Source organism: Pararhizobium sp. A13 (assembly GCF_040126305.1).
Lineage (GTDB): Bacteria > Pseudomonadota > Alphaproteobacteria > Rhizobiales > Rhizobiaceae > Pararhizobium.
This window is the reverse complement of the sequence record NZ_CP149511.1, coordinates 993042-1013556: the sequence shown is the minus strand read 5'-3', so window position 1 is coordinate 1013556 and position 20515 is coordinate 993042. Positions and strand designations below refer to the sequence as shown.

Annotated in this window: 14 protein-coding genes; 5 read left to right on the top strand and 9 right to left on the bottom strand. The window is 61.1% G+C overall.

Features of this window, described 5'->3' with window-relative positions; translation table 11 throughout:
* Positions 1-78: 78 nt before the first annotated feature.
* From WI754_RS26425 to WI754_RS26385, 9 genes are all read right to left on the bottom strand, one after another.
* On the bottom strand, positions 79-1398 hold the full coding sequence (locus WI754_RS26425; RefSeq protein WP_341486957.1) for a glycosyltransferase family 4 protein: 1320 nt from the start codon (positions 1396-1398) through the stop codon (positions 79-81).
* A complete protein-coding gene (locus WI754_RS26420; RefSeq protein WP_341486956.1) occupies positions 1395-3563 on the bottom strand; it encodes a hypothetical protein in 2169 nt (722 codons plus the stop codon). The genes WI754_RS26425 and WI754_RS26420 overlap by 4 nt, the downstream gene beginning before the upstream one ends.
* Positions 3564-3649: 86 nt before the next feature.
* Positions 3650-4387, bottom strand: a complete 738-nt coding sequence (locus tag WI754_RS26415) for a hypothetical protein (RefSeq protein ID WP_341486955.1) — start codon at positions 4385-4387, stop codon at positions 3650-3652.
* An 8-nt stretch (positions 4388-4395) separates the two neighbouring features.
* Positions 4396-5646: a glycosyltransferase family 4 protein gene (locus WI754_RS26410; protein ID WP_341486954.1), complete on the bottom strand. Its 1251-nt coding sequence runs from the start codon at positions 5644-5646 to the stop codon at positions 4396-4398.
* Positions 5643-6482, bottom strand: a complete 840-nt coding sequence (locus WI754_RS26405; RefSeq protein ID WP_341486953.1) for a class I SAM-dependent methyltransferase — start codon at positions 6480-6482, stop codon at positions 5643-5645. Before WI754_RS26405 ends, WI754_RS26410 begins: the two co-directional genes overlap by 4 nt.
* The gene (locus WI754_RS26400) at positions 6479-8734 is read right to left on the bottom strand and encodes a glycosyltransferase family 2 protein (RefSeq protein WP_341486952.1); all 2256 of its coding nucleotides are present in this window, start codon (positions 8732-8734) and stop codon (positions 6479-6481) included. The genes WI754_RS26405 and WI754_RS26400 overlap by 4 nt, the downstream gene beginning before the upstream one ends.
* Positions 8735-8799: 65 nt before the next feature.
* Positions 8800-9459 carry a calcium-binding protein gene (locus WI754_RS26395; RefSeq protein ID WP_341486951.1) on the bottom strand — a complete coding sequence of 220 codons (660 nt, stop codon included), beginning with the start codon at positions 9457-9459 and terminating at the stop codon, positions 8800-8802.
* Between the two features lie 273 nt (positions 9460-9732).
* Positions 9733-11133 carry an HlyD family type I secretion periplasmic adaptor subunit gene (locus WI754_RS26390; protein ID WP_341486950.1) on the bottom strand — a complete coding sequence of 467 codons (1401 nt, stop codon included), beginning with the start codon at positions 11131-11133 and terminating at the stop codon, positions 9733-9735.
* Positions 11130-12890 carry a type I secretion system permease/ATPase gene (locus WI754_RS26385; protein WP_341486949.1) on the bottom strand — a complete coding sequence of 587 codons (1761 nt, stop codon included), beginning with the start codon at positions 12888-12890 and terminating at the stop codon, positions 11130-11132. The genes WI754_RS26390 and WI754_RS26385 overlap by 4 nt, the downstream gene beginning before the upstream one ends.
* A gap of 196 nt (positions 12891-13086) precedes the next feature.
* Here WI754_RS26385 and WI754_RS26380 point away from each other — a divergent pair, with 196 nt between their 5' ends.
* From WI754_RS26380 to WI754_RS26360, 5 genes are all read left to right on the top strand, one after another.
* Positions 13087-13659, top strand: coding sequence for a MarR family transcriptional regulator (locus WI754_RS26380; RefSeq protein ID WP_341486948.1), 573 nt, complete (start codon positions 13087-13089; stop codon positions 13657-13659).
* Between the two features lie 44 nt (positions 13660-13703).
* A complete protein-coding gene (locus WI754_RS26375) occupies positions 13704-14948 on the top strand; it encodes a glycosyltransferase family 4 protein (protein ID WP_341486947.1) in 1245 nt (414 codons plus the stop codon).
* A 198-nt stretch (positions 14949-15146) separates the two neighbouring features.
* The gene (locus tag WI754_RS26370) at positions 15147-16616 is read left to right on the top strand and encodes a DUF6212 domain-containing protein (RefSeq protein ID WP_341488012.1); all 1470 of its coding nucleotides are present in this window, start codon (positions 15147-15149) and stop codon (positions 16614-16616) included.
* Positions 16606-19284 carry a glycosyltransferase gene (locus WI754_RS26365; RefSeq protein WP_341486946.1) on the top strand — a complete coding sequence of 893 codons (2679 nt, stop codon included), beginning with the start codon at positions 16606-16608 and terminating at the stop codon, positions 19282-19284. The genes WI754_RS26370 and WI754_RS26365 overlap by 11 nt, the downstream gene beginning before the upstream one ends.
* A 38-nt stretch (positions 19285-19322) precedes the next feature.
* On the top strand, positions 19323-20501 hold the full coding sequence (locus WI754_RS26360) for a polysaccharide pyruvyl transferase family protein (RefSeq protein WP_037133412.1): 1179 nt from the start codon (positions 19323-19325) through the stop codon (positions 20499-20501).
* Positions 20502-20515 lie beyond the last annotated feature (14 nt).

The following is a 20515-nucleotide window of genomic DNA, read 5'->3' as shown; positions in this document are numbered from 1 at the left end:
ATGGTCTTTCTCAAGGGTTTGGTTGCATCGATCGTCGCTTGGTCGAAGCCGTTTCAGCGTTCCTCAAGACGAGCGTCGTTAAAGCGAGTGCGAGAGAAGCACAGGGCTCTCGACCATGGCGGCATCGAGTTTCCGCCGCAGCAGCGCGCGATAGAGCTTGAGGTGTTCGCGCGCGCAGCCGAGGTGGTCGGCGGGTTGTCGCATGGAGACGCGCAGCCGATCCCAGGTTTGGGTATCACCCAATACCTCGACGATGCGGTCCGCGAGATCCTGGCTGCTGCCTGTGCGAAAGTGCAGGCCGTCCTTTCCGTCACGCACCTTCTCGGCCATCCCGCCGATGTCGGAGCAGATCATCGGCCTGCCATGGAGCAGGGCCTCCTGGATCACAATGGGCGAGTTTTCCCACCAGACGGACGGCAGAACCACCCAGTCGACCGAACGCATCAGGCGTGGCATGTCCGCATTCTGGTAAGCGCCGTAGAATCGGACGCGGTGGCCGGCGTCCGCGATGAGCTTCTTCATCCGTTCCTGGAATTCGATCGGCTGTCGCTCGAGGTTGCCGCCGAAGATCATCAAGCAGGAGTCCTCCCCCCATATCTCCTTCGGGATGCGCGAAACAGCGTCGATCAGGACGTCGACGCCCTTGAACGGAGTCATCTGGCCGAAATAGGCAAAGCGATTGCGGCGCGGGTTGGGACCTTGCAACTCTCGTGGGGGCACAGCTGCTTCCACGGTGATCCCGTTTTCGATGACGCGGAGCTTGTCCTCTTCGATGCCCCATTTGACATAGCGCTCCGCCAGAAACCGGCTGGGGGAGACGAAGGCGTCGGCAAGGCCAAGCATCCCGCGCGCAAACAACTCCCGCTTCAAGAAGCGCGAGACGGGGATGTCGGGAAAGCAGCCGTGGCAGGCGACGGGGGAGGCTGCTTCGCAGAGCTGGCCGGAAGGCCGTTTCACCATCTGCCCGTGATTGTGGCAGATCGACAGATATTCGTGGAACGTGACGAGTATGGGCGCGTGCGGAAATGCTTCTCTAAGGGCGTAGAGCGCTTCGAGACCGATGCCGAGAACATGATGGAAATGCACGACATGGGGCCGGAGATCGCGCGCGAAACGCAAAAGGTCTCGGCTGATCGCCTGGGTATCGCCGTTGGACAAAAAGAAGTGGTCGTAGTCGTCCGCGTGGAACAGCAACTCATCCTCGGCAAGGCGAAGGCTCATCAGCGCGGACGAGGCATGCCGCGGTACAGGATGGCCGACCCGGGCCAGGTAAACCGATTCCACGTTCGGTAAAGCCTTCAGGCCGTGATGCAGGTTGTGAGATGCGATTTCCGCTCCACCGAGCGAGACTGTCGGGTGCGCATGCGAGACGACAAGGACGCGAAGCTGCTCTTTCATGCGGGCCTCCTTTTTGGGTGCTTCTCAACGGCGAGGACAGGCGCCCACTGGCTCTTGAAGATCTTTCGATCGATCTCCTCCACCAGAGCCGCCATCGCCGGACCGTCGCCGTCGCGTGCGTCGTCGCAGCCCCACATCTGCACCGATGGCAGCAAATAGGAGTCGATGCCGGACCGGCTGAGACGGAGGCCGAGATCCAGGCCTTTTTCCTGCGCGCCCAGATAGCCGCCGGAAAAGCCGCCCGCGCGCACCAGGGCGTCGCGGGGCATGACGCAGCACTCGAGTGAGGCTGCCGCGATACGGGTCAGCGTCATCCCGGTAACTGCTTTGAGCGGATATCCAGTATAGCGGCCCACGACTGGTTCGTCGCAGTTGCCGTCATCGATCCAGCTTCCCGCCCAGCGAATGGAATGGTCCTCGTAAGTCAGGACGGGCGAGACGACGCTTCCTTTGAGCGTCGCGGCCGTGGACAAGAGCTTGCCATACCAGCCTGTCCCGTGCGGGATCAAAGAGGCGGAAAGCGACACGACCGTTTCACAGGAGAGTGCTTGCGTGCCGGCTTCAAGCAAGTCGTAGAAGTCGGCTGTTCCCTTCACCGATACCAGCCTGGCCGAAAGGCGATAGAACCGCGCAAGTTCTCTGAGGCGGGCGGCCTGCCTGCGATAGCGCTCGGCAGGCATGGCGATCACGATCGGCGCGCGCCGGGTTTCAGGATCGAGCGCAAGCAAGGCCAGCAGCGGGGAAATGTTCTCCTCTGTCTCCCCAGCGCCGATGACGATCGGCGGGCTGCTTTCCTGATCGAAGGATCCAGCATCTAGGATTGCGTCAATGACCGGCGCCGACCTTCCGGTTTCGCTGAGGAATGGGACAATTTGTGTATCGATGATCGCCGGCAACGCACAGTTCGCGGGATCGATGGAGCCGATCTGGCGCAATGCCGCCAAGCGCGGCGAAACCCGCGTTGGTTTCACCGGCAAAAACGCACGGCGCGAATCGCGCAGCGTCAGTTCGAAGTAGAGAGGCGCACCAGAATCTTCACTCGGCAAGTGGGCGTGGGCGATGAAGCCGTGCGCATGCTGTTCGCTCCGAAGGCTCGGCGCGAAGTGCTGCTGGTCGTTGAAACTGTCCGTGACATCGGGGCGATCGAGGCGCGTCCAGCGTTCGTCGACGCGTGCCGCGGCCTCGCGTCGACGCAGTCTTACCGCTGCGACGTGGTCGTCGGGGTCATAAAGCCAGCCGGAGACAAGGAGATTTCCTCCATCGGCCTCAAAGGTGTTGTCCGTTCCCATCCGGACGGGATACGGCAGGCTGGAGACGGTTTCTTTGCCCTCAAAGCTGTTGGCGGCCGCTCGCAGGGACAGGAGCACGTCTGGCGCGCTATGGGTCCGCAGCAGGATCGACCGGATGTGTTCGGGCGTCTCCAGCGGGCCGGCGATGCGCTTTCGGGGGTGGACCGCGGCATACCGCCAACCGGCGCGCCCTCGATAGACCAGACCTTCAATGTCGAGAGCGCGGGCAGCCTGGTTGGCCTCGAGCAGACCAACAAAACCCGAGGCGCTATCGGGAGCGTCCGGGCGGGGAAAGATGGCGATGCCGCACTCCTCGACCACCGGTGTCGCGTTGCCTACCACGGACACCCGGCAAGGCCCGGGCGCCATGCTGCGGCTCCAGCCCTGCAGGAACGTCGCGCCGTCATGGCTTTCACCAATCAACTCGACGAAACCATCACTTGCGTGGGCTGCCTGCAAAAGTGCCGTGATGGTCAGAAGTCTGCGGCGGTTAACGTTGCCGACCATCAGAACGTCCACGAGCCGGTCAATGACCGCGGCCGACTGAGATCCCGCGGACTCGGCCACGAGCGCGGCTGTTTCCTCCGCGGAGGCAAGTCGGGGCGCAAAGATGTAGCGTGCGCCCGTCTCCTCCTCTCCGAACCGGATCGTGGTCATGGCCAGGTCCGTGCCTACAACCGGAAGGAGCGCTGCGAAGCCGTGCTTGGCCCGCGGTGAGGATCCGGCCAATCGCCATTCCGAGACAAACAAGCTTCGCGTGACTGCTTGATCTTCGCCGACGCCGACTACCACGTTGCCGGTCGTGACACGGCCGAGGCCGATGATCAGCGAGGTTGTCTCGTCGACGCGGCAGCCGACAACCCTTCCAGAGCGCATTGCCCTGCTCGCCCCATGCCCGCCTGCCGAGGGGCTAATGACAGCGGGGGATTGTTCTCTAACCAGCACGCTTTACCCTCCCTGGATCAAATTCTGGCAACCAGCGCAAGGCTGGCGCCCGCGGCAAATCCCACAAGAACGAACAAAAGCAGCAGCAGGGGCTTCAACTCGCCGTTCGCACGTTTCTGCAACGTATTCTGGCGCTTCTCCATTCCTGCCACCACCCCATCCAGCCGCATCAGATGGACATCGAGATCATTCAGCCGTTGGCTGATATCCACCCTGAGGCTTTCGATGGCGTTGCTGACATCGGTCAGGCCGACGGTCCCGGTCTCGGACTTGTCGGCATCGACTTGTGGTGTGCGCTGCACTGAGCGCTGTGAGACCTGCAACTGCCGCTGCGCCGCCATCAGCAAATCGAGCTTGTCGAGCACTTTCGTCAGCGGCGCGGCGATAAGGGCTTCGGCCGCTTGCTCATCTGGCTGGGGAACGCGCAAGGCTTGCTCGGAACCACTTCCATTTCGCGCCACGACGACGAGATCGCTCGCCCGCGACTGGACGGGTTCGGGCAGTGCGATTTCAAATGCGTGTTTGCCGTCGCCGATACCGTTGCGCCGCAAGTCGGGACGATTGCGGTCGGCAACAGCCTCGGCAATCACCTTGCTATCGAGGAGGACACGAATGGTCAGCCGTTGATCCGGCGCCATCGGATCGAATGCCCAGCCGAAGATCCTGCCCATGTCAACGGCATCCACCCGGCCGTTCATCGGCTTGGCGTTGTCCTGTTCGGATGCGGCATCCGGTCGTTCAGCGGGACTAGTCATAAGCTCTCCTATGCCTGAACCTGTGCCGTCTCCATCCACTTGAGGTAGCGGCGGGCGGTCGTGTCGATGTCGTCGGGCTTGCGAGCGTTTTCGGAGAGCTGGCGCAGCAGGTTCGGCTCTTCCAGTATGTTCCGCATCGCCGCGGCGAGCGCTCGGGCATCGTTGGGTGGAACAGTCAGGCCGTTGACGCCATGCTCGATCATTTCAGCCATTCCCCCGATGTTGCTGGCGATGACCGGACGGCCTTGAGCCTGGGCTTCCTGAATGACAAGCGGCGCGTTCTCCCACCAGACGGAAGGAACTATGGTGCAATCGACCGCGGCCACCAGATCGCCAATATCTTCGCGTCGATAGGGGCCTCGGGACTGCACGGATTCTGACGTTTCGGTAAAGCGCCGATTGATCTCATCGACAAAGGCCTCGCTCTGGAAGGGCGCTCCGCCATGGACGCGGAGTTCGAAATCAAGGCCATCGGCCAGAAGCTGGCGCGCAGCGTCGAGCAATACGGTCACCCCCTTCCAGGGGTTGAGATTTCCGAAATATCCGAAGACCGGCCTCCTGCCCTGGAGCAGCTCCCTTCGCGCGCCGGCATTTCGGGTGGGGATACCGTTGGGAATGACGCTAATCGCATCTTCGTCCAGTCCCCACCGCACGAAGCGCTCCCGTAAAAAAGCGCTTGGCGAGACGAAGTGGTCAACCGTGCTCAGCAGGGCCTTCAGGTGGCGTTCGCGCAAGGCAAAGCGATCGAGCGGAATGTCCTTGAAACAGCCATGGCAGCGGTCCGGGCTGGCTTGGTGACAAAGCTCCTTGCTGCCAGTGCGCACCATCAAGCCTTCATGGTGGCAAATGGGGTAGTAGTCATGGAGCGTCATGACGATCTGGCAGTGGGGTAAGGTGCGGCGGACGATGTGAGGGAACTCAGCGCCAAGCAGCAGCAGGTGATGGAGGTGAACCACATCTGGCCGGAAATCGCGCAGCAACTCCGCTACATCCGGCACAACACCATAGAGGTCGATCTGACTCATGAAGAAGCGGTCGAAGTGTCCGGACCACAGCAGGACCTCATCTCCCGCCGAGCCGATGCTCTGAAAGCTCGTGCCCGGTCTGGCTTCGCGATGGACTTGGTTCGTGGCCCCGAGAAACAGGGCTTCGTGCCCCTCGCGCTGGTAGGCACGAAACAAGTCGTGAGCAAATATCTCCGTTCCACCCGGGTGAAGGGACGGATGGTTGTGGGCTGCCACCAGAATGCGCTTGCTCATCGACCGTTTCCCCGGCGCTTCGCCACGATGAAGTCCTGATGGTGGCCCGCGTTGGTGCCGCGCCAATGGCCAAGCGATTTCAGAGCGACGGAGAGGCCTGCCCGTTCGAGCGCCTTGTCCAGGAAGCCGTCTTCGAAACCGACCGCGGCAAGCGGTGGCTGGTTGGGTACGAACCAGCATGGGCTTTCGCCATAGCGGCGGAAGGCGAGACGCGGATCGCGCCGCCCGTGTTCGTTTGCCGTCGCGATCCGGTCGACCACGAAGGCGGTCATGAACAGGCGGCCGCCGGGTGACAGGATTCTGCGGACCTCGGCGAGGTAGACAAGGACCTCCGCGGGCGGCAGATGAGTGACCACGGACGTCATGATGACAAAGTCGAAATGACGATCCGGAAAGGGAAGCGTCAAGGCCATCCCGCTGATCTTGCCGTTCGGATTGTAGAGCTCGTGCGCGATGTCCAGTTGCCGGAAGGCGAAATTGGGGTAGGCAGGCGCGATCGTTCGCTGGCACCAGCCAATACCGCTCTCGACTGGATCGATACCATCGTAGCGGCTCGTTTGCGGATCGAGATATTGAGTCAGCGGCACGGCCATCCGGCCGATGCCGCACCCGATGTCGAGAACGCGGCTGTCTTCGCGCAGGCCGCCGATGCGAATGAAGTAACCGAGAAACTCCGCTCCTATCGCGCGAAAATCACCGTCTCCCACGAAGACGTTGGTGGATTCCGGTTGCGGCAGAAAACGATTGCCCCGAACGGATTCGATTAGCCAGCGAACACGGTCTTCATCGATCAGCCGGGCCGGCTTGGTGGGGTGCAGCAGTGCCGCATGAGTCACGCCGCGTTCCTTTCCCGGATTCTCACACCCGCGGCGGCGGGTCGATCGTGGTCTCTATCGAATAGGTTCGCCATCAGTTCGGCGATATCGCCCTCCCAGCGCTGCGTGTGCAGCCATGAATTGTATTGGCTTGCAACGCCGCGCATGTAGTCCTGGCTGCGGCGGATCGAGCGACGCTCGAAATGATACAGGCACGCAGCCGGCTCATAGGCAATCTGGAGCCCCAGGCGGCGGATCTTGAGGCACAGGTCGCTGTCCTCATAGTCGCCGATCACGTAGTCCTCGGTGTACCCGCCAACACGCTCGTAAGTGTCCCTGCGGGTCACGAGGCAAGCGCCGGTAACGCCGGGAACGTCGCGGGCATTTTGCGCAGGCGCGTAGTTGCCAGGCATGCCCTTGTGGAAATGGTGGTTCAGCCAAATCCCGCGCTGGTCGCGGCCGAAGTACAGCCCGGCGTGCTGCAGCGATCCGTCTTCGAAGATCAGTTTCGGGCCGACGGCACCCAGCTTGTTGCTTTCCAACAGCGCTCGCGACAACACCTGAAGCCAGCCTGGCGCGCAAGGCACGACATCCGAATTGAGCATGACCAGTATGGCGCCGCGTGCAAAACGTGCGCCGGCATTGCAAGCACGCGCATAGCCGCCGTTGCGATTCATTACGACCAACTTCATCGGCAGCCCGTGCAGAAGGTGCAGGCCGCCCAGCAGGTGCTCCGTCTCATCCTGGATTTCCGGTGAATCGAGGACATAGATGACCTCCGCGTTCGCTGCGAGCCACGGATCCGTGGCCATCCCCGACAGTTGGAAGCGCAGGAAATCGAGAACCCGGTAGAGGGGCACGACAATGGAAACGAGGGGCGCGCTTTTGGGCAGGCTGTAGTCCTTTGTACAGTCGACCTCTATGGTCTTGCCCAATCGTCGTTCTATGTCCTGCAGGGCAGGGGCGAGGATCGTGCGGAAGGCACCGTCGACCGCATGCTGTGGCGGCACGGCCCGCAGGACATGGTTTCGTTGTGTCGCGGGCTCGAAAGGCTGTGGCGTCGGTATCAGCGGCCTGACCGCTCCCGAGGCAAGGCGCATCTGAAATCGCGGTTGCAGGAGCGGCCCGGGCGATTCCGACAGCGGCACCCAGGCAACGAAACCGGTCACATCGGTCTTACTCTTCTCATCCTTCCCTTGCGCCCACGCCGGAAATTCGTAGCTGTTACCGTCGAGCGGCACTGCCGTGCCGTCCTCTTTGACGTAGTCGATGCCGGCGAACGCGGATGACGGCGCGTGGAACCAGCCGCCGGCCAGCAGACCGTCGTCGAGCGCCAGAGCGAGATCGACCTCACCGGACGGATGCATCGATGACTTGGCAATCCGACTTGTCGCCAGTGGTGCACGAACTTGAAGATCGATCGCCGTGGCGGCGCCGCTTTCCGGCAACGTGGCGAGTCGACGGACAATCATTTCGCGCAGTTCCACCGCCTCAGGGTTTTTGCCCCACCAACTCTGAAGGCTGGGATGGCGAGGCTTGCCGTCAGCAAGCTGGCGAATGGCGACGCCGTTCCTGCTCAGGAGGACGATGAGAAACGGAGGGGAAGGGGAAGGCGCCTCTGCGATGAAATGGCACGATTGCAGGCCGTTTTTCGCGTTGCGTCCGAGGACAAGCCTTACGGCCATGCGTGTAATCGAAACTGCGCCGATCGCATAGATCGCTGTGATCTCGCCCAGATCCGGATTGATAGCCGTCTCAATCAGATGGCGTCCTTGCGCAATCTGGCAGACGATGCTGGCGGCCTGCGGTTCGGGCACGAGCGCGTGAAGGGCGTCTTCAACCACCATGCTGAAAAGATGGTCGCCGGCGATGCGGAAGGCGCTTCGCCACACAGTCAGTAGGTTGTTGACGAACTTGATACGGGCTTCTGGCGCGAGATCGGCGAACAGGGCCTCCACATCGAGTGGCGCGAGCGCGCGCGCAGGCTGCATCACGATGGTGTCAAAGGTGCCGCCGTCTTCCGTGCAAATGCCCACACTCTCCGGCTTCTTTCCTGGTCTCATCGCCCAGAACATGCGTTGCCGTCCGTTGGCAAGCGGAAGCATCATGCTGACAAGCGGTATCGGCGACTGGTCCATGGACAGCAGGCACCTTGTGGCGGCGGGAAGGGCTGGGGGGAGGTCCCAGACAAGGACGGCCAGCTCTGTGCCGAGCCGAAAGATCCTTGCGTTCCTGAAAACGCCAGTGGCGTCTATCGAATCGTCGAACGTCACACGCTACCCCTCTGGATCGGAGTTGCGCGCCCCACGGGAGGAGGCAGAGCGCGCAGAAGTCATATTCAGTGAACAGTGAAGTAGTTATCGGGATTGGCCTGGATGTCGTCGGCATCGACATTTACCAATGTGAGCGTGTCGCCATGACCGAGATCCACGACGACATTGCCGCCGACCTGCGTGACGCGCGAGGCCAGGTCTTCGGGCGAAGACACGTCGAGGCCATTGATGCCCTTCGATATCTGCAGCAGATCCTCGCCCGCGGTAAAGTCGAGAATGACGTCATTCCCGCCGCCGCCGTCGAAGACGAAGATGTCGTGGCCGGCACCGCCAGCCAGGATGTCGTTGCCAGCACCGCCATCGATGATGTCGGCACCATCGCCGCCATAAAGTATGTCTGCGCCCTTGCCGCCGGACAAAAGGTCGCTTCCCTGTCCGCCGAACAGGATGTCGCTGCCCTTGTCGCCGTAGAGAAGGTCATCACCCCAGCCGCCGACGAGGGTGTCGTCGCCGTTTTCACCGTTCAGCAAGTCGCTGCCCTCGTCGCCGAACAGGGTGTCGTTTCCCTTTCCGCCGAACAACAGGTCGTCACCGTCACCACCGAACACGAGGTCGTGCCCGTTGCCGCCGCTCACGAAATCATCGCCCCCATGGGCGCGAATGAAATCGCTGAAGCGGGAGCCGAACAGGGCGTCGTCGTATGCGCCGCCTTCCAATGTGGCCATCTGCCTCTCCTTCTCAGGTTTATATGAACGCGTTTTCGGCGCTGGGTGCGACGATTGCGCGCCTGGACTGTGCATTGCAACAAAGAACAACGCAAGCATCTAAAAGAGAGAAAGCGCTCAATATTGAGAAATAAATTTCCTGACGTGCGTCGTAATGGTACATTATTTCGACAATTGCAGTTTTATGAAGTAAAATTCATCTATTTTGTTTTGAAATAACTTCAAAAATGGAAACAATTTACACGCGAAATGTCTCTATTGTGTTTCCGAGTGCTAGTCTTCCCTGAAGGCGCGATTGAAACTCTCGACGGCGGGAGAGGTAAGGTAGTCGATCGCAAGGCGTGACTTGTGGATAATCAGCACCTCCGCGGGCATGCCGGGATAGAGGCGGACATCGGGGTTTGCCTTGAGCGATGCCGCGTCGATTTTGGCGCGCGCGACGAAAAACGCGGTGTTTGACGCTTCATCTACCGACTGGTCTGCCGCGACATATGTGATGGCGCCTTCCATTGGCAGGCGGGAACGCTGATTATAGGCCGTCAACCGGATTTGCGTCTGGGAGCCTATGGCGATGCTGTCGATGTCACGAGGATTGACGCGCATCTCGATCAGTAGGGGCTCATTTTCCGGAACGATCTCGAGCAGCGCCTGGCCGGGCGTGACCGCGCTGCCAGGGGTGCGCAGCCAGATGTTGCTGATGATACCGTCCTGCGGAGAGCGGATCTCAAGGCGCCGCAGCACATCCTTCGAGGCGGTGATCTGCTCTTCGACATCCGCGAGCTCGACGCGTGTCGTCGTGATTTCGCCGGCAATCGTCGACTGAAACTCGCTTTCGATTCCGGTCAGTGCGAGTTGCGCGCCCGCTCCGGCTTTTTCTGCCCGGGCCTTGTCACCGACGAGTTCGCTCCGTTCCCGCGCAAGCGCGCTGAGCCGGGACTCGATCTCGATGAGTTGCGTGCGCGAGAAGGCACCTTTTTTCACCAACGTTGCTATCGCCGTCCGCTGCTCGTCGATAAGGTCGATTTGCTGGTCCGTCGCCTGGATCTGGATGCCGAGTGACTTCGCTTGTTCGAGGTGCTCCTCGATGGTTTTTTTCTGGACCTCTATGCGCCCCCCCTGGGTCTCGCGCCGCTTTTCGAAAAACATCGTCTCCGCCATGACGGCGTCGTCGATCGCGGCGTCCGGGGCGTCGCCGAAATCGTGTGGAAAGCTGATCCGGGGCGCGTCGGTCTGCTCGGCCTTCAGTCGCGCCAGTTTCGCGATTAGGCCAATGCGCCGGATTTGGAGCGATCGCAGGCTGGAACGGGCTCGCGTATCCTCCAACTCGATCAGGGGCTGCCCGGCAGAAACCTTGTCGCCCTCCTGAACGAGCAGTCGACGCATCACACCGCCTTCAAAATGGCTGATGGTCTTTCTCTTCGAATCGACGATGACCGTGCCGTTGGCGACCGTCGCGCTGCTGAGTTCGGTCGAAAACGCCCAGGCAAAAAATCCACCGAAGGACACCAGGATCGTGGCGATCCCCGCGATGACAAGACGGCGGAGCGGCGAGCGGGTATCAAGTTGTTCGAATTCCAAGTCCGAGGGGCTGATATTCAGCGACACCGGCTGATGCAATGGCATGCGACGCTCGGAAAGCTCGGGGCGGACCGCAAGAGGCTTCTTCTCCGTCATATCGCGGCCACCTCGCGGCGTGCTTCGCCCGGCATTGTGGCCGGAATCACGTCCGTTCGCGGCCCGAACTGTGTGACGCGGCCGTTTTCGAGCACGAGCAGCTTGTCGGCGACTTGCATGATGGCTGGCCTGTGAGCGATTATGATGACGATGGCGCCGTCGCCGCGTGCGTGCTGGATCGCGCGGATGAGGGCCTGCTCGCCAATCGCGTCCAGGTTTGCGTTCGGCTCGTCGAGCACGATGAGACGAGGCCTGTTGTATAGGCAGCGCGCCAACGCTATGCGCTGCCGCTGCCCTCCGGAAAGGGTCAGGTGTCCATCGCCGACGGGCGTGTCGTAGCCGAGTTGTAGGCGTCCGATCATCTCGTGGATGTCGGCCAGTCGCGCCGCCTCCAGCACTTTGTATGGATCGCTGTCCGCCATCCGCCCAATGTTTTCTCGAATCGTGCCTTCCAAAAGCGATACGGATTGCGGCAGATATCCGACCACTTGCCCGAACGAGGCGCGCTCCCACAGATAGGTGTTGTTGCCGTCGAGGAAGACGCCGCCGGACGTGGGTCGCAAGATGCCGACCAGCAGGCGCGCGAGGGTCGATTTGCCTGCCGCGGAGGGACCGACCACGCCCAGAACCTCGCCCGGAGAGAGGGAGAAAGAAATGCCCTTGATGATCGGCACATCCAGTCCCGGGGCTGCGTAGACCAGCTTGTCGACCACGATGTCGCCCGACGAATGCGGCGTGGGCATCGTTTGGCGGATCGCAAGGTCCGCCTTGAGGGTGGCCTCAAGGCGACGCCAGCCGGCGATCGCCAGAACCCACTGCCGCCAATTGTCGATGATCGAATCGAAGGGTATCAGGAGGCGTCCGACAAGAATGCTCGATGCCATCATCGCGCCGGGCGTGATTGCCTGCTCCAGCACTAGAAACGCTCCGGCTGCCAGGGTGACGATCTGGATGGAATAGCGCAGGCTGCGGGTGATGGACGACATCGCCTTGCTCCTGCTCCCACTCGTTTCAAAGGCGCTGAGGGCTTGCATTTGCAGGGCGCGCCAACGATTCGCCAGGGCCGGCAGCATACCCATTGCCTCGATAGCCTCGGCATGTCGCAGCGATGCGCCAATCTTGGACACGGCCTCGATATTTGTCTGGTTCGCTTCCTTGGTGAGTTGGCGTGTCAACATGTCCGTGACCAAGCCGCCGCAAAGGAGCAGCGCCGCGGAGACCGCTCCAATGAGGCCGAAAAGCGGATGCAAGACGAAAAGGGCGCCGAGGAAGATCGGTGACCAGGCCGCGTCGAGGGGCGCAGTCACCGCTGACGAGGTCAGGAAGCTTCGCAATTCTGCGATGTCTCGAAGCGACTGGGTCGCGCGCGACAGGCCCTGGTCGACCGAGGCCTGAACGGCGGCGGCCAGGACTGGCATGTTTAAACGGCGCACGAGCGCGCCACCGATGGCTTGGAAAGAGAGGGCTCGGATGAATTCCAGCACACCGAGCACCACAAGGGCGCCGATCGCCAAAATGGTCAGCATGACGAGCGTGTCCATGCTCTGACTATTGAGCACCCTGTCATGAACCTGCAGCATAAACAGAGGCATCGTGAGTTGTAGTAAATTAAGACACACGCTAAGCGCCGCCGCATATAGTAACCCGGACAAGAATACACGCTTTGCTTGCGATATCAGCAATTCCGGGTTGTTTTGATCTTTGCCTCCCAAAATTTGACTCTTGCTTCTTGTCTCATTTTGAACAGTATCACGCATGGCAATTTGCCTTGTGTTAACGTTAGAGCCATCTTCTGGAGGGCAGAATTGGTTATAACTGGGCGGAAGTGTAGTATTGCTTTTGCCAATCTGGCACAGAAGGGAGGGCTTGTGCAAGCTCAGGTTAAACCGGGGTGATGGGCATATTTGAAGATTACTTCAATTTTTGAAGTACTTTTCCGAGATGGAGAGTGAAGTGAAAGAAGATAATGTGCTCATGCTGTCCGAACTGAATGGCGATCTGGGAACTCGAAATAAGGGGCAGGCAGCACAAACGGACCCCGGCTATCCTCAGGATGCCGAGTTTGGTGACCTCCGGCAGATTACGTATTTCGAGCTTGCTCGCCTCATGGAGCGGGCAAGCCGACGGTTTTCGGGCCTGATTCGGGCGGAGCTGACCAAGCTTCGTGTCGATGACGTCGGGCCGGCACAGGCGATGATTCTACTGGCAATCGGCGACTCGGAGCTCTCGGTCGCCGAGCTTCTGGATCGTGGGCATTATGTTGGCTCCAATGTTTCCTACTATCTGAAGCAGCTTGCCGACGGCGACTATATTGATCGCGTTGCCTCCCAGCGCGACAAGCGGTCCGCACGTATCAAGTTGACAGAGAAGGGGCGGCAACTGAGGGCAAATCTCCGCGACGCGGCCATGAGCTATGAGCGCGCGGTGAATCGTGGCGACCAGGACCAGCGGATGCTTGAGACGGCTTTCCAGACGCTGCACCAGCTCGAACTGGCCTGGGGCACCGCTTCACGGTACGGCGTCTAAGTGGTGAGCGATGCCGTGGGCCCGGCAATGGCGGACTAGGCGCGATGCACGTGGCGTTTGTTCATCGGCGGGGCTTCGGCCAGTTCGCTGCCTTGGCCGCCCAGCTGACGCAGGCGGGCAATGAGGTAAGCCTCGTCACCGAAACCATAGATCAGAAGATCCCATCCGTTCGCGTCGTTCGACATCGAGCGGAATCGGGCCCGCGCGCAAATCCACACATGGCCCGGCACATGGGTACTCCCGATCATCACGCGCGAATCGGCCATCGCGTCGCCGAAACGCTCGACGCCATGGCGCGGCAGGGGCTGGTGCCCGATATTGTCGTCGGCCATATCGGCTGGGGCAGCATGATGTTCTTGAAGGACGTGCTGCCGCGGGTGCCCGCATTGGGATATTGCGAGTTCTTCTACCGATCGGAAGGGGCGGACATAGGGTTCTCCCCCGACGATCGGCCCGATCTGGAGACGCGAAAGAGGCTGCGGCTGCGTAACATCGCGCAGCTCTTGTCCCTTGAGGCCATTGAGGCCGGCATCAGCCCCACCCATTGGCAGAGAAGTCTGTACCCCGCCGACGCCCAGGGCCGCATTTCGGTGTGTCACGAGGGCATCGATACGGCGCGGTTTCGACCGGACCCGACAACTTCGGTCAGGCTTTCGGACGGACGTGTGCTCAGGGCTGGTGGTTCTCCCATTGTCACCTTTGTCGCGCGCGACCTTGAGCCGTATCGCGGATTTCCACAGGTTCTGGAGGCTGCCGCGAAGGTTGTGCGGCAACGTCCCGATGCGCTGTTCGTTTTTGTCGGCGGAGATGGCACCAGCTATGGTGTGCCGCCGCCCGGCGGCGGGGCGTGGAAGGACCACCTCTTGGAATCGCTGGACATACCGCGGGAAAATATCCTCTTTCCCGGCGTGGTGCCGCATTCTGTTCTGCGGCAGCTTTTCCAGATCTCGGCCGCGCACCTCTACCTGACCTATCCGTTCGTTTTGTCTTGGTCTGTGTTGGAGGCAATGGCGTGCGGCGCCCTGGTCATTGGATCAGATACCGCGCCTGTCCGGGAGGTTATACGCGCCGGCCGGAACGGCCTGTTGGTGCCATTCTTCGACGCGGACGCGCTCGCCGAGGCTATTCTCGGCGCCCTGAAGAATCCGGAACACCACATCGGGATGCGTGCCGCGGCGCGCCGGACGGTCGAGCGTCGTTTCCGACTGACTGACTGCCTCGATCGCCAGCAGGATCTGCTTGAAAGATTGAGTGGAAAATCGCTTTGCCGTCACGAGGTTGTAAAATGAGTAAGTATTAATTTGATTTTTAAAGTATATATGAAATATTTTGCTTGTCGTAATCCGAATTTTATCATTGTGCGCCGCAAAAATAGTTGCTAGGTTCTCGTGGACGATGCCGGATTGTTTGAATAAACAACTGATTATCCAGTGTCTTTGATTTTTTGTTCCGAAATAATTCTTCAGAGGCGGTGCGTGCAACATTTGATGTCTTCCGGCATAGGGCGGCGACTAGCGGCAAGAAAACTGGTGGCGGCATCGGACCGGGACCGGTCGTGCTTCGAGGGAAGCGATATAGAGCATCTGGTCACCTACCTCGAAATGGACGGGCGCCCTCAGGCGACCTTGCAGGACGCCTTTCCGTTGATCGCCATCGCCTTTTCCGACGAGGGCGAGGCGGATCTGCAAGAGCGCCTGGCGCTGCTGGGGTCGCTGGCTACGGTCCCCGCAGTTCCCCTCCAGCGGCTTGATCCCGCCAACAAGCCAGACAGTCTTGCGCTTCTGCGAACGCTGGCCGAGGGCGGCGTCGGCCGGCTCGCCCGATACAGCACATCGATCACCTCGGAGCTTTCAATTCTGCGGCGGGAACGCGAGACGCTGCTGGAAAATTACCGGGCTCTCGAAGACGCGTTCCAGGCGCGAAGCTGGGAGCCGGTTTCCGAGACATTTTCCCACGATCCCTATGCCGACCCAAAGGATGAAGGGATAGGACAACTGCTCGCCAACGCCTTTGTCGAGCAACTGCTGCCGGTGTCCAGCCGCGGCGTGGCCGGGCTCGCGCTTCACCTGCATTCTGTACCGAAAGCCAGTGGAGAGCTCGTCGTTGCGTTGAGGTATCTTGAAAGCGGGGAGGGCGTGGCCGAGTGGATCGTGCCCTATGCGCAACTCGTCCCTAATTGGAACTTCTTCTCATTGCCGCGGGCCTGCGGCGGCGCGGCACGGACACTTCGGCTGCGGATATCCGCGACCGGACCCGAGACCGTCGGCCTTTCGCTTGGCTATCCGATCGCCGGCGAGCGCTATTCGGCGCGGTCGGAACTTTCGCATCCGGATCTCGACCTGCGCCCGCTGGCGTTCAAAGTGTTCACGGGACTGCCCGGGGTGAAGCCCGCCAGTGCGCCCAACATGATTGCGCCGAGTAGCCTGCTCGAGGGTCAGTACATCGTCGATTATCGCCTGGCGGTCGACACGTTGAGCCAGATCGCGGACGTTTCGATCACGCCCATCGTCCCGGAATTCCAGACGGTGCGCTTCCTTGAGCATGAGCATGCCATCGTCTGCCACCCGTTGCCGAGCGGTATATCAGCAGGCGCGGTCAGTCGCGCTGTCGAGCCCGGAACGATATCCTTCTCGGCAAGTGCCGTTATCGATCATCCGGAAGGTCAGCCCGCGGCGGTCAGCTTCCTGCTCGCCCCGGCGAATTCGAATGCGCGTTCCGAAGTGGCCGAGCTTGCGCGAAAGGGCGTGGCCAAGCCATCGGCATTCTTCAGCGGCTGGCGCGAAGTCACCCCCAATCAGGTCGTCAACATCAACATCCAGCTGGACGAGCCGGTACGCGGCCCGATGGATCTGATGATCCTCAGCCGCGCAGTCACGGATTCGGTCGATTTCTCCTGGCTCAAGGTGTCCGGCTTCAGGCTGGTCAAGCAATCGACGGAGGCCGCCGATGTCCGGTAACCGGGAGTTCGCGGACCTGATCGCCGTGGCCATGCCCCTCTACGGTCATGCGGCACTCGCCCTGGAGGCGATAGAGTCCGTACTTGCCTCGAATTTTAGTAGCTGCCGGGTCGTCATAGTCATCTCGGTCGACGGCGATCCACGGCACGAGACGTTCGATCAACTGTTGCTCTACGCCGCGGCCCATCCTTCCGTCCATGTCGTGTTCGGTCAGAATGCGGGGCCGGGCGGCGCACGCAATCGCGCCATCGAATTCGTCCTCGAGCGCTTTCCCGAGGCGAAGGCTGTCTATTTCCTCGATGCCGACAATCGCGTCCTTCCCGGCACCATCGAGACGCTTTACCGGCAACTCCTCTTCAGTGGTTGCGGGTGGGTCTACACCAATATTGACACATTCTCGGTAAGCTGGCGCGCCCACTACGGCAACCGCTATTCGCGGCTGGCCCACTGCATCACCGACAATATCTGCGATACGGGATCGATGATCTCGATCGATGTTTTTCAGGAAGGCGTCCGCTTCAACGACGACAGGCAGAACGGCTTCGAGGATTGGGAGTTCTGGCTGTCCTGCATCGAGCATGGTTTCGTCGGCACGCCCTGCCACGACACCGTCTTCGAATACAGGCTGAGGGCGGAGAGCCGCTTCAAGGAGGCGAACCGAGACCGCGCCACGTCGGTAAGCTTCCTGCGCAAGCGCCACATGCCGCTGTTCCAGCGCCCGATGCTGGTGGATTTCGAGCATGAGGAGTGCCCGCGCTACCTGTTTGCGCGAACGGAAGATACGGCGATCTCCTTCTTCACCGATCCCACCAAGCCACCGATGATGCTTCGCCTCGACGACATTATCCCGGCGTTCTGGGGCAATATCGGCGAGCCCGACAATGAGCATTTCCCGCCGTTCCTGGTCGCAGGAAGCGGTGCGGCGCTCGACTTGCTCCGGCGTTCGCGCATGCTGCCGAACGTTCTTGCCCACCTTGAGCGCCTGAGCGAGAACAGCAACGTCGTCTTCGTCCAACTCGCCAACGATGCCGTCCAGCGCAAGATCGAGCCGATCGCTCATGGCGCGGGCGGACAAAAAATCGGCCCTACCGATCTCATTTTCCTTTCGACCCGGCTCGTCCAGGACGTGGTTCAGAACAATGCGGTGGACTGGTTTGCTTCGATCGGCAGCCAGCAGGTATGGCCGACATTGACTGTTCTGAAAGTGCGCTTCCCTTTTCCAAGAAGCCTTCCGCGCCGCTCTCTCATCACGCCTCAGCAGGTGATGATCAATTGCGTCAACGCGATTGCCACGAGTCCTCTGCGCGAGACGGCGGGCAGGCGGTGGACCTGGCGTCCGGCACGGCTCGTGCCCTACACCGAACTGCACAAGGCGCTGCGCAAGGAAGTCGGGGGATCACCGGTCCTGCCGCTCGGGCACAGCGAAGGCAAACGGACCGTAGCGCTGCTCGTGCCGAACGCCTCGTTTGGCGGGGCCGAGAAAGTCGTCTATGCGGCCGCCCGAGAATTGAAGGCGGCGGGTTACGAAACCCATCTCTTCGTGCTCGGCACGTCCCGGATGGACGTGATCGATGAATTCGATTCTAGCTTCGACTACATTCACTTCTGGGACGAGGGAGTTCCGGCCTGGGGAGGGTCGGGCTCCTTCCTGGGGCAGGACTTTATTGCCGAGGGGCATTCGGTCGACTGGGAGGCGCTGAAGGGACAGCTTTCCGGCTTCGACCTGGTCATCAACAACCACGTGATGGCCGCCCATCCCCTCATCGCGCGACTGCGCTCCGAAGGCACGCGCACCGCCTGCTATCTTCACGTCGTCGACAACACGGCTTTCAAGAGGCCCGCCGGTCAACCCTTCGCAGCGATTGCCCACGAGCATTGCTACGATGCCTTCCTGACCTGCTCCGAACAGCTCAAGATCTATCTGCACAGCTACGGTGTCCCGCACGAGAAAGTCTTCGCCGTTGCGAATGGCGCGAGCTTCTCGGTGCCACCCAAGGTCCTGGCGGAGGTTCTGGCGGTCAGACGGATCGAGCGCAAGGACGACCGATTGAGGCTTCTCTACATGGGCCGGCTCGATCAGCAGAAGGGGATCGATCGACTGGCGGCGGCGCTCGCGGAACTGCGGGCTTCCAACGTCCCCTTCGACGCCCGGGCCATCGGAGGGGAAATCCTCGCCGATTCCAGCGTCTCCTGGAGCGAACGACTGAAGGACATGGGCGTCGACGTGCGCCCGCCCGTCTTCGCCAGCAAGGATCTGATCAAGGCCCTGGGATGGGCCGACGTTCTCGTCATGCCCTCGCGGTGGGAGGGCGCGCCGTTGATGATCGCCGAGGCGCAGCAGCTCGGCTGCGTGCCCATCGCAACCGCGGTCGGCGCCGTAGACGAGCTCATTTCCGACGGCGAGGACGGTATACTCATCAACGCGGCTTCCGATCCTCAGGTCGTGAGGGAGATGGCGCGGATCATCGAAGATGTTGCGCACAATCGCGAAAGGCTCGCTCCGCTTATGGAGGGCTGCATCAGGACCGCCGCACGCCGGTCATGGGCTTCCTCCTTCTCGGATTTCATCTCATGGAGCGATCGGTCCGTGAAAAATTCGTCACTGTCCCGCGCCGCGGTCTTTCGCGAGCAGGCGGCGGCAAATCCCGTGGTCGCGGCGATCGGCTGATTGCCGGGCCGCTTCTCTGAAACAGAAAGGTTAGTCGAATGCGTCCACGAATTCTCGTGACGGGTATTCCTGGTCACTACACGCGCCTTGCCAATGGCGCCCACGGCTTGTCCGTCTCCTATGCGGAGCGGCAGAGGCAGCCGGAAACGAAAGAGGAGTTTCTGCAGGAGCTGCGCAACATCAGCAACACCGGGAACTACCTCATTGGTGAGGGCGCCCTGCGTGCGCTCGCGCCGCATGCGAAGCAGGTTCCCTTCTGGCATCTATACAATTTGAGCAAAAGCGGCAGCGGGTTCGATGAGTTCAACAGCAACTTCGACATCTGCGTCTTTACCTGCGCGAACCTATTGCGCAAGGGGCTCTCCGCAGACGCCGAGGCGGAGGTCCTGAGCCGGCTCAACATGCCGATCGTCATGCTGGGCATCGGCCTGCAAAACCGCAGGGACCTGGAGAACAATCTTCCGGAGGGAACGAAGCGGCTCCTGGCCGTCTTGAAGGAGCGTGAGCACTACTTCCTGACGCGCGGCTACGAGTCGGCCGGCTTCCTGAAGGACCAGGGCTTCTCCTTCGTGCGCCCGACCGGTTGCCCTTCCGTCTATTTCATGCCGGACAATATGCGCCGGTCCATGAAGAAGCTGTCGAGCGTGAAGATCGGCAAGGCGCGGACGATCTTTTCAGGCTACCTCGGCGGCAACCAGGATGCGATCCTCGACGCGAATGCGCTGGCCCCGCAGGACACTGTGCCGCAATACGTGGTGCAGGACGAGTTCCTCCACTTCGACATGAAGGTGGAGCCCAAAGATGAGGGGCGCGTCTATGATTCCGCATCGGGCCTGATGATCGGCGATCTGGCCTATCCCGGCACGGAGCGGGAGAAGCAGCGGTTTGAGGTTCGCACCTTCTTCGACACCAACCAGTGGCGCGCCTGGGCTTCGTCGATGGACTTCAACCTCGGCCGACGTTTCCACGGATCGATCATTGCCATGCAGGCGGCCGTGCCGAGCCTGATGGTGGCTGTGGACGACCGCATGCGCGAGATGCTCGGCTTCACCGGCCTGCCCGCCGTCGACGTCACCGAGATCGACAAGGCGGAGAACCGCGCCGAGTTCGTGGCCGATCATCTGGCAAAGCTCAACACGACCGAACTTGTCGACCGGTATTCCGACCGCGAGCGCGCCTTCCGCACGACGCTTCGTGAAATCGGCATCGCGAATTAATGGCCCGAAGGCCA

Coding starts and splice junctions, on each gene's coding strand:
- WI754_RS26395 (WP_341486951.1), bottom strand. CDS start 9,459: ATGGCCACATTGGAAGGCGGCGCATACGACGACGCCCTGTTCGGCTCC.
- WI754_RS26390 (WP_341486950.1), bottom strand. CDS start 11,133: ATGACGGAGAAGAAGCCTCTTGCGGTCCGCCCCGAGCTTTCCGAGCGT.
- WI754_RS26425 (WP_341486957.1), bottom strand. CDS start 1,398: ATGAAAGAGCAGCTTCGCGTCCTTGTCGTCTCGCATGCGCACCCGACA.
- WI754_RS26375 (WP_341486947.1), top strand. CDS start 13,704: ATGCACGTGGCGTTTGTTCATCGGCGGGGCTTCGGCCAGTTCGCTGCC.
- WI754_RS26365 (WP_341486946.1), top strand. CDS start 16,606: ATGTCCGGTAACCGGGAGTTCGCGGACCTGATCGCCGTGGCCATGCCC.
- WI754_RS26360 (WP_037133412.1), top strand. CDS start 19,323: ATGCGTCCACGAATTCTCGTGACGGGTATTCCTGGTCACTACACGCGC.
- WI754_RS26420 (WP_341486956.1), bottom strand. CDS start 3,563: ATGCGCTCTGGAAGGGTTGTCGGCTGCCGCGTCGACGAGACAACCTCG.
- WI754_RS26370 (WP_341488012.1), top strand. CDS start 15,147: ATGTCTTCCGGCATAGGGCGGCGACTAGCGGCAAGAAAACTGGTGGCG.
- WI754_RS26415 (WP_341486955.1), bottom strand. CDS start 4,387: ATGACTAGTCCCGCTGAACGACCGGATGCCGCATCCGAACAGGACAAC.
- WI754_RS26385 (WP_341486949.1), bottom strand. CDS start 12,890: ATGCGTGATACTGTTCAAAATGAGACAAGAAGCAAGAGTCAAATTTTG.
- WI754_RS26410 (WP_341486954.1), bottom strand. CDS start 5,646: ATGAGCAAGCGCATTCTGGTGGCAGCCCACAACCATCCGTCCCTTCAC.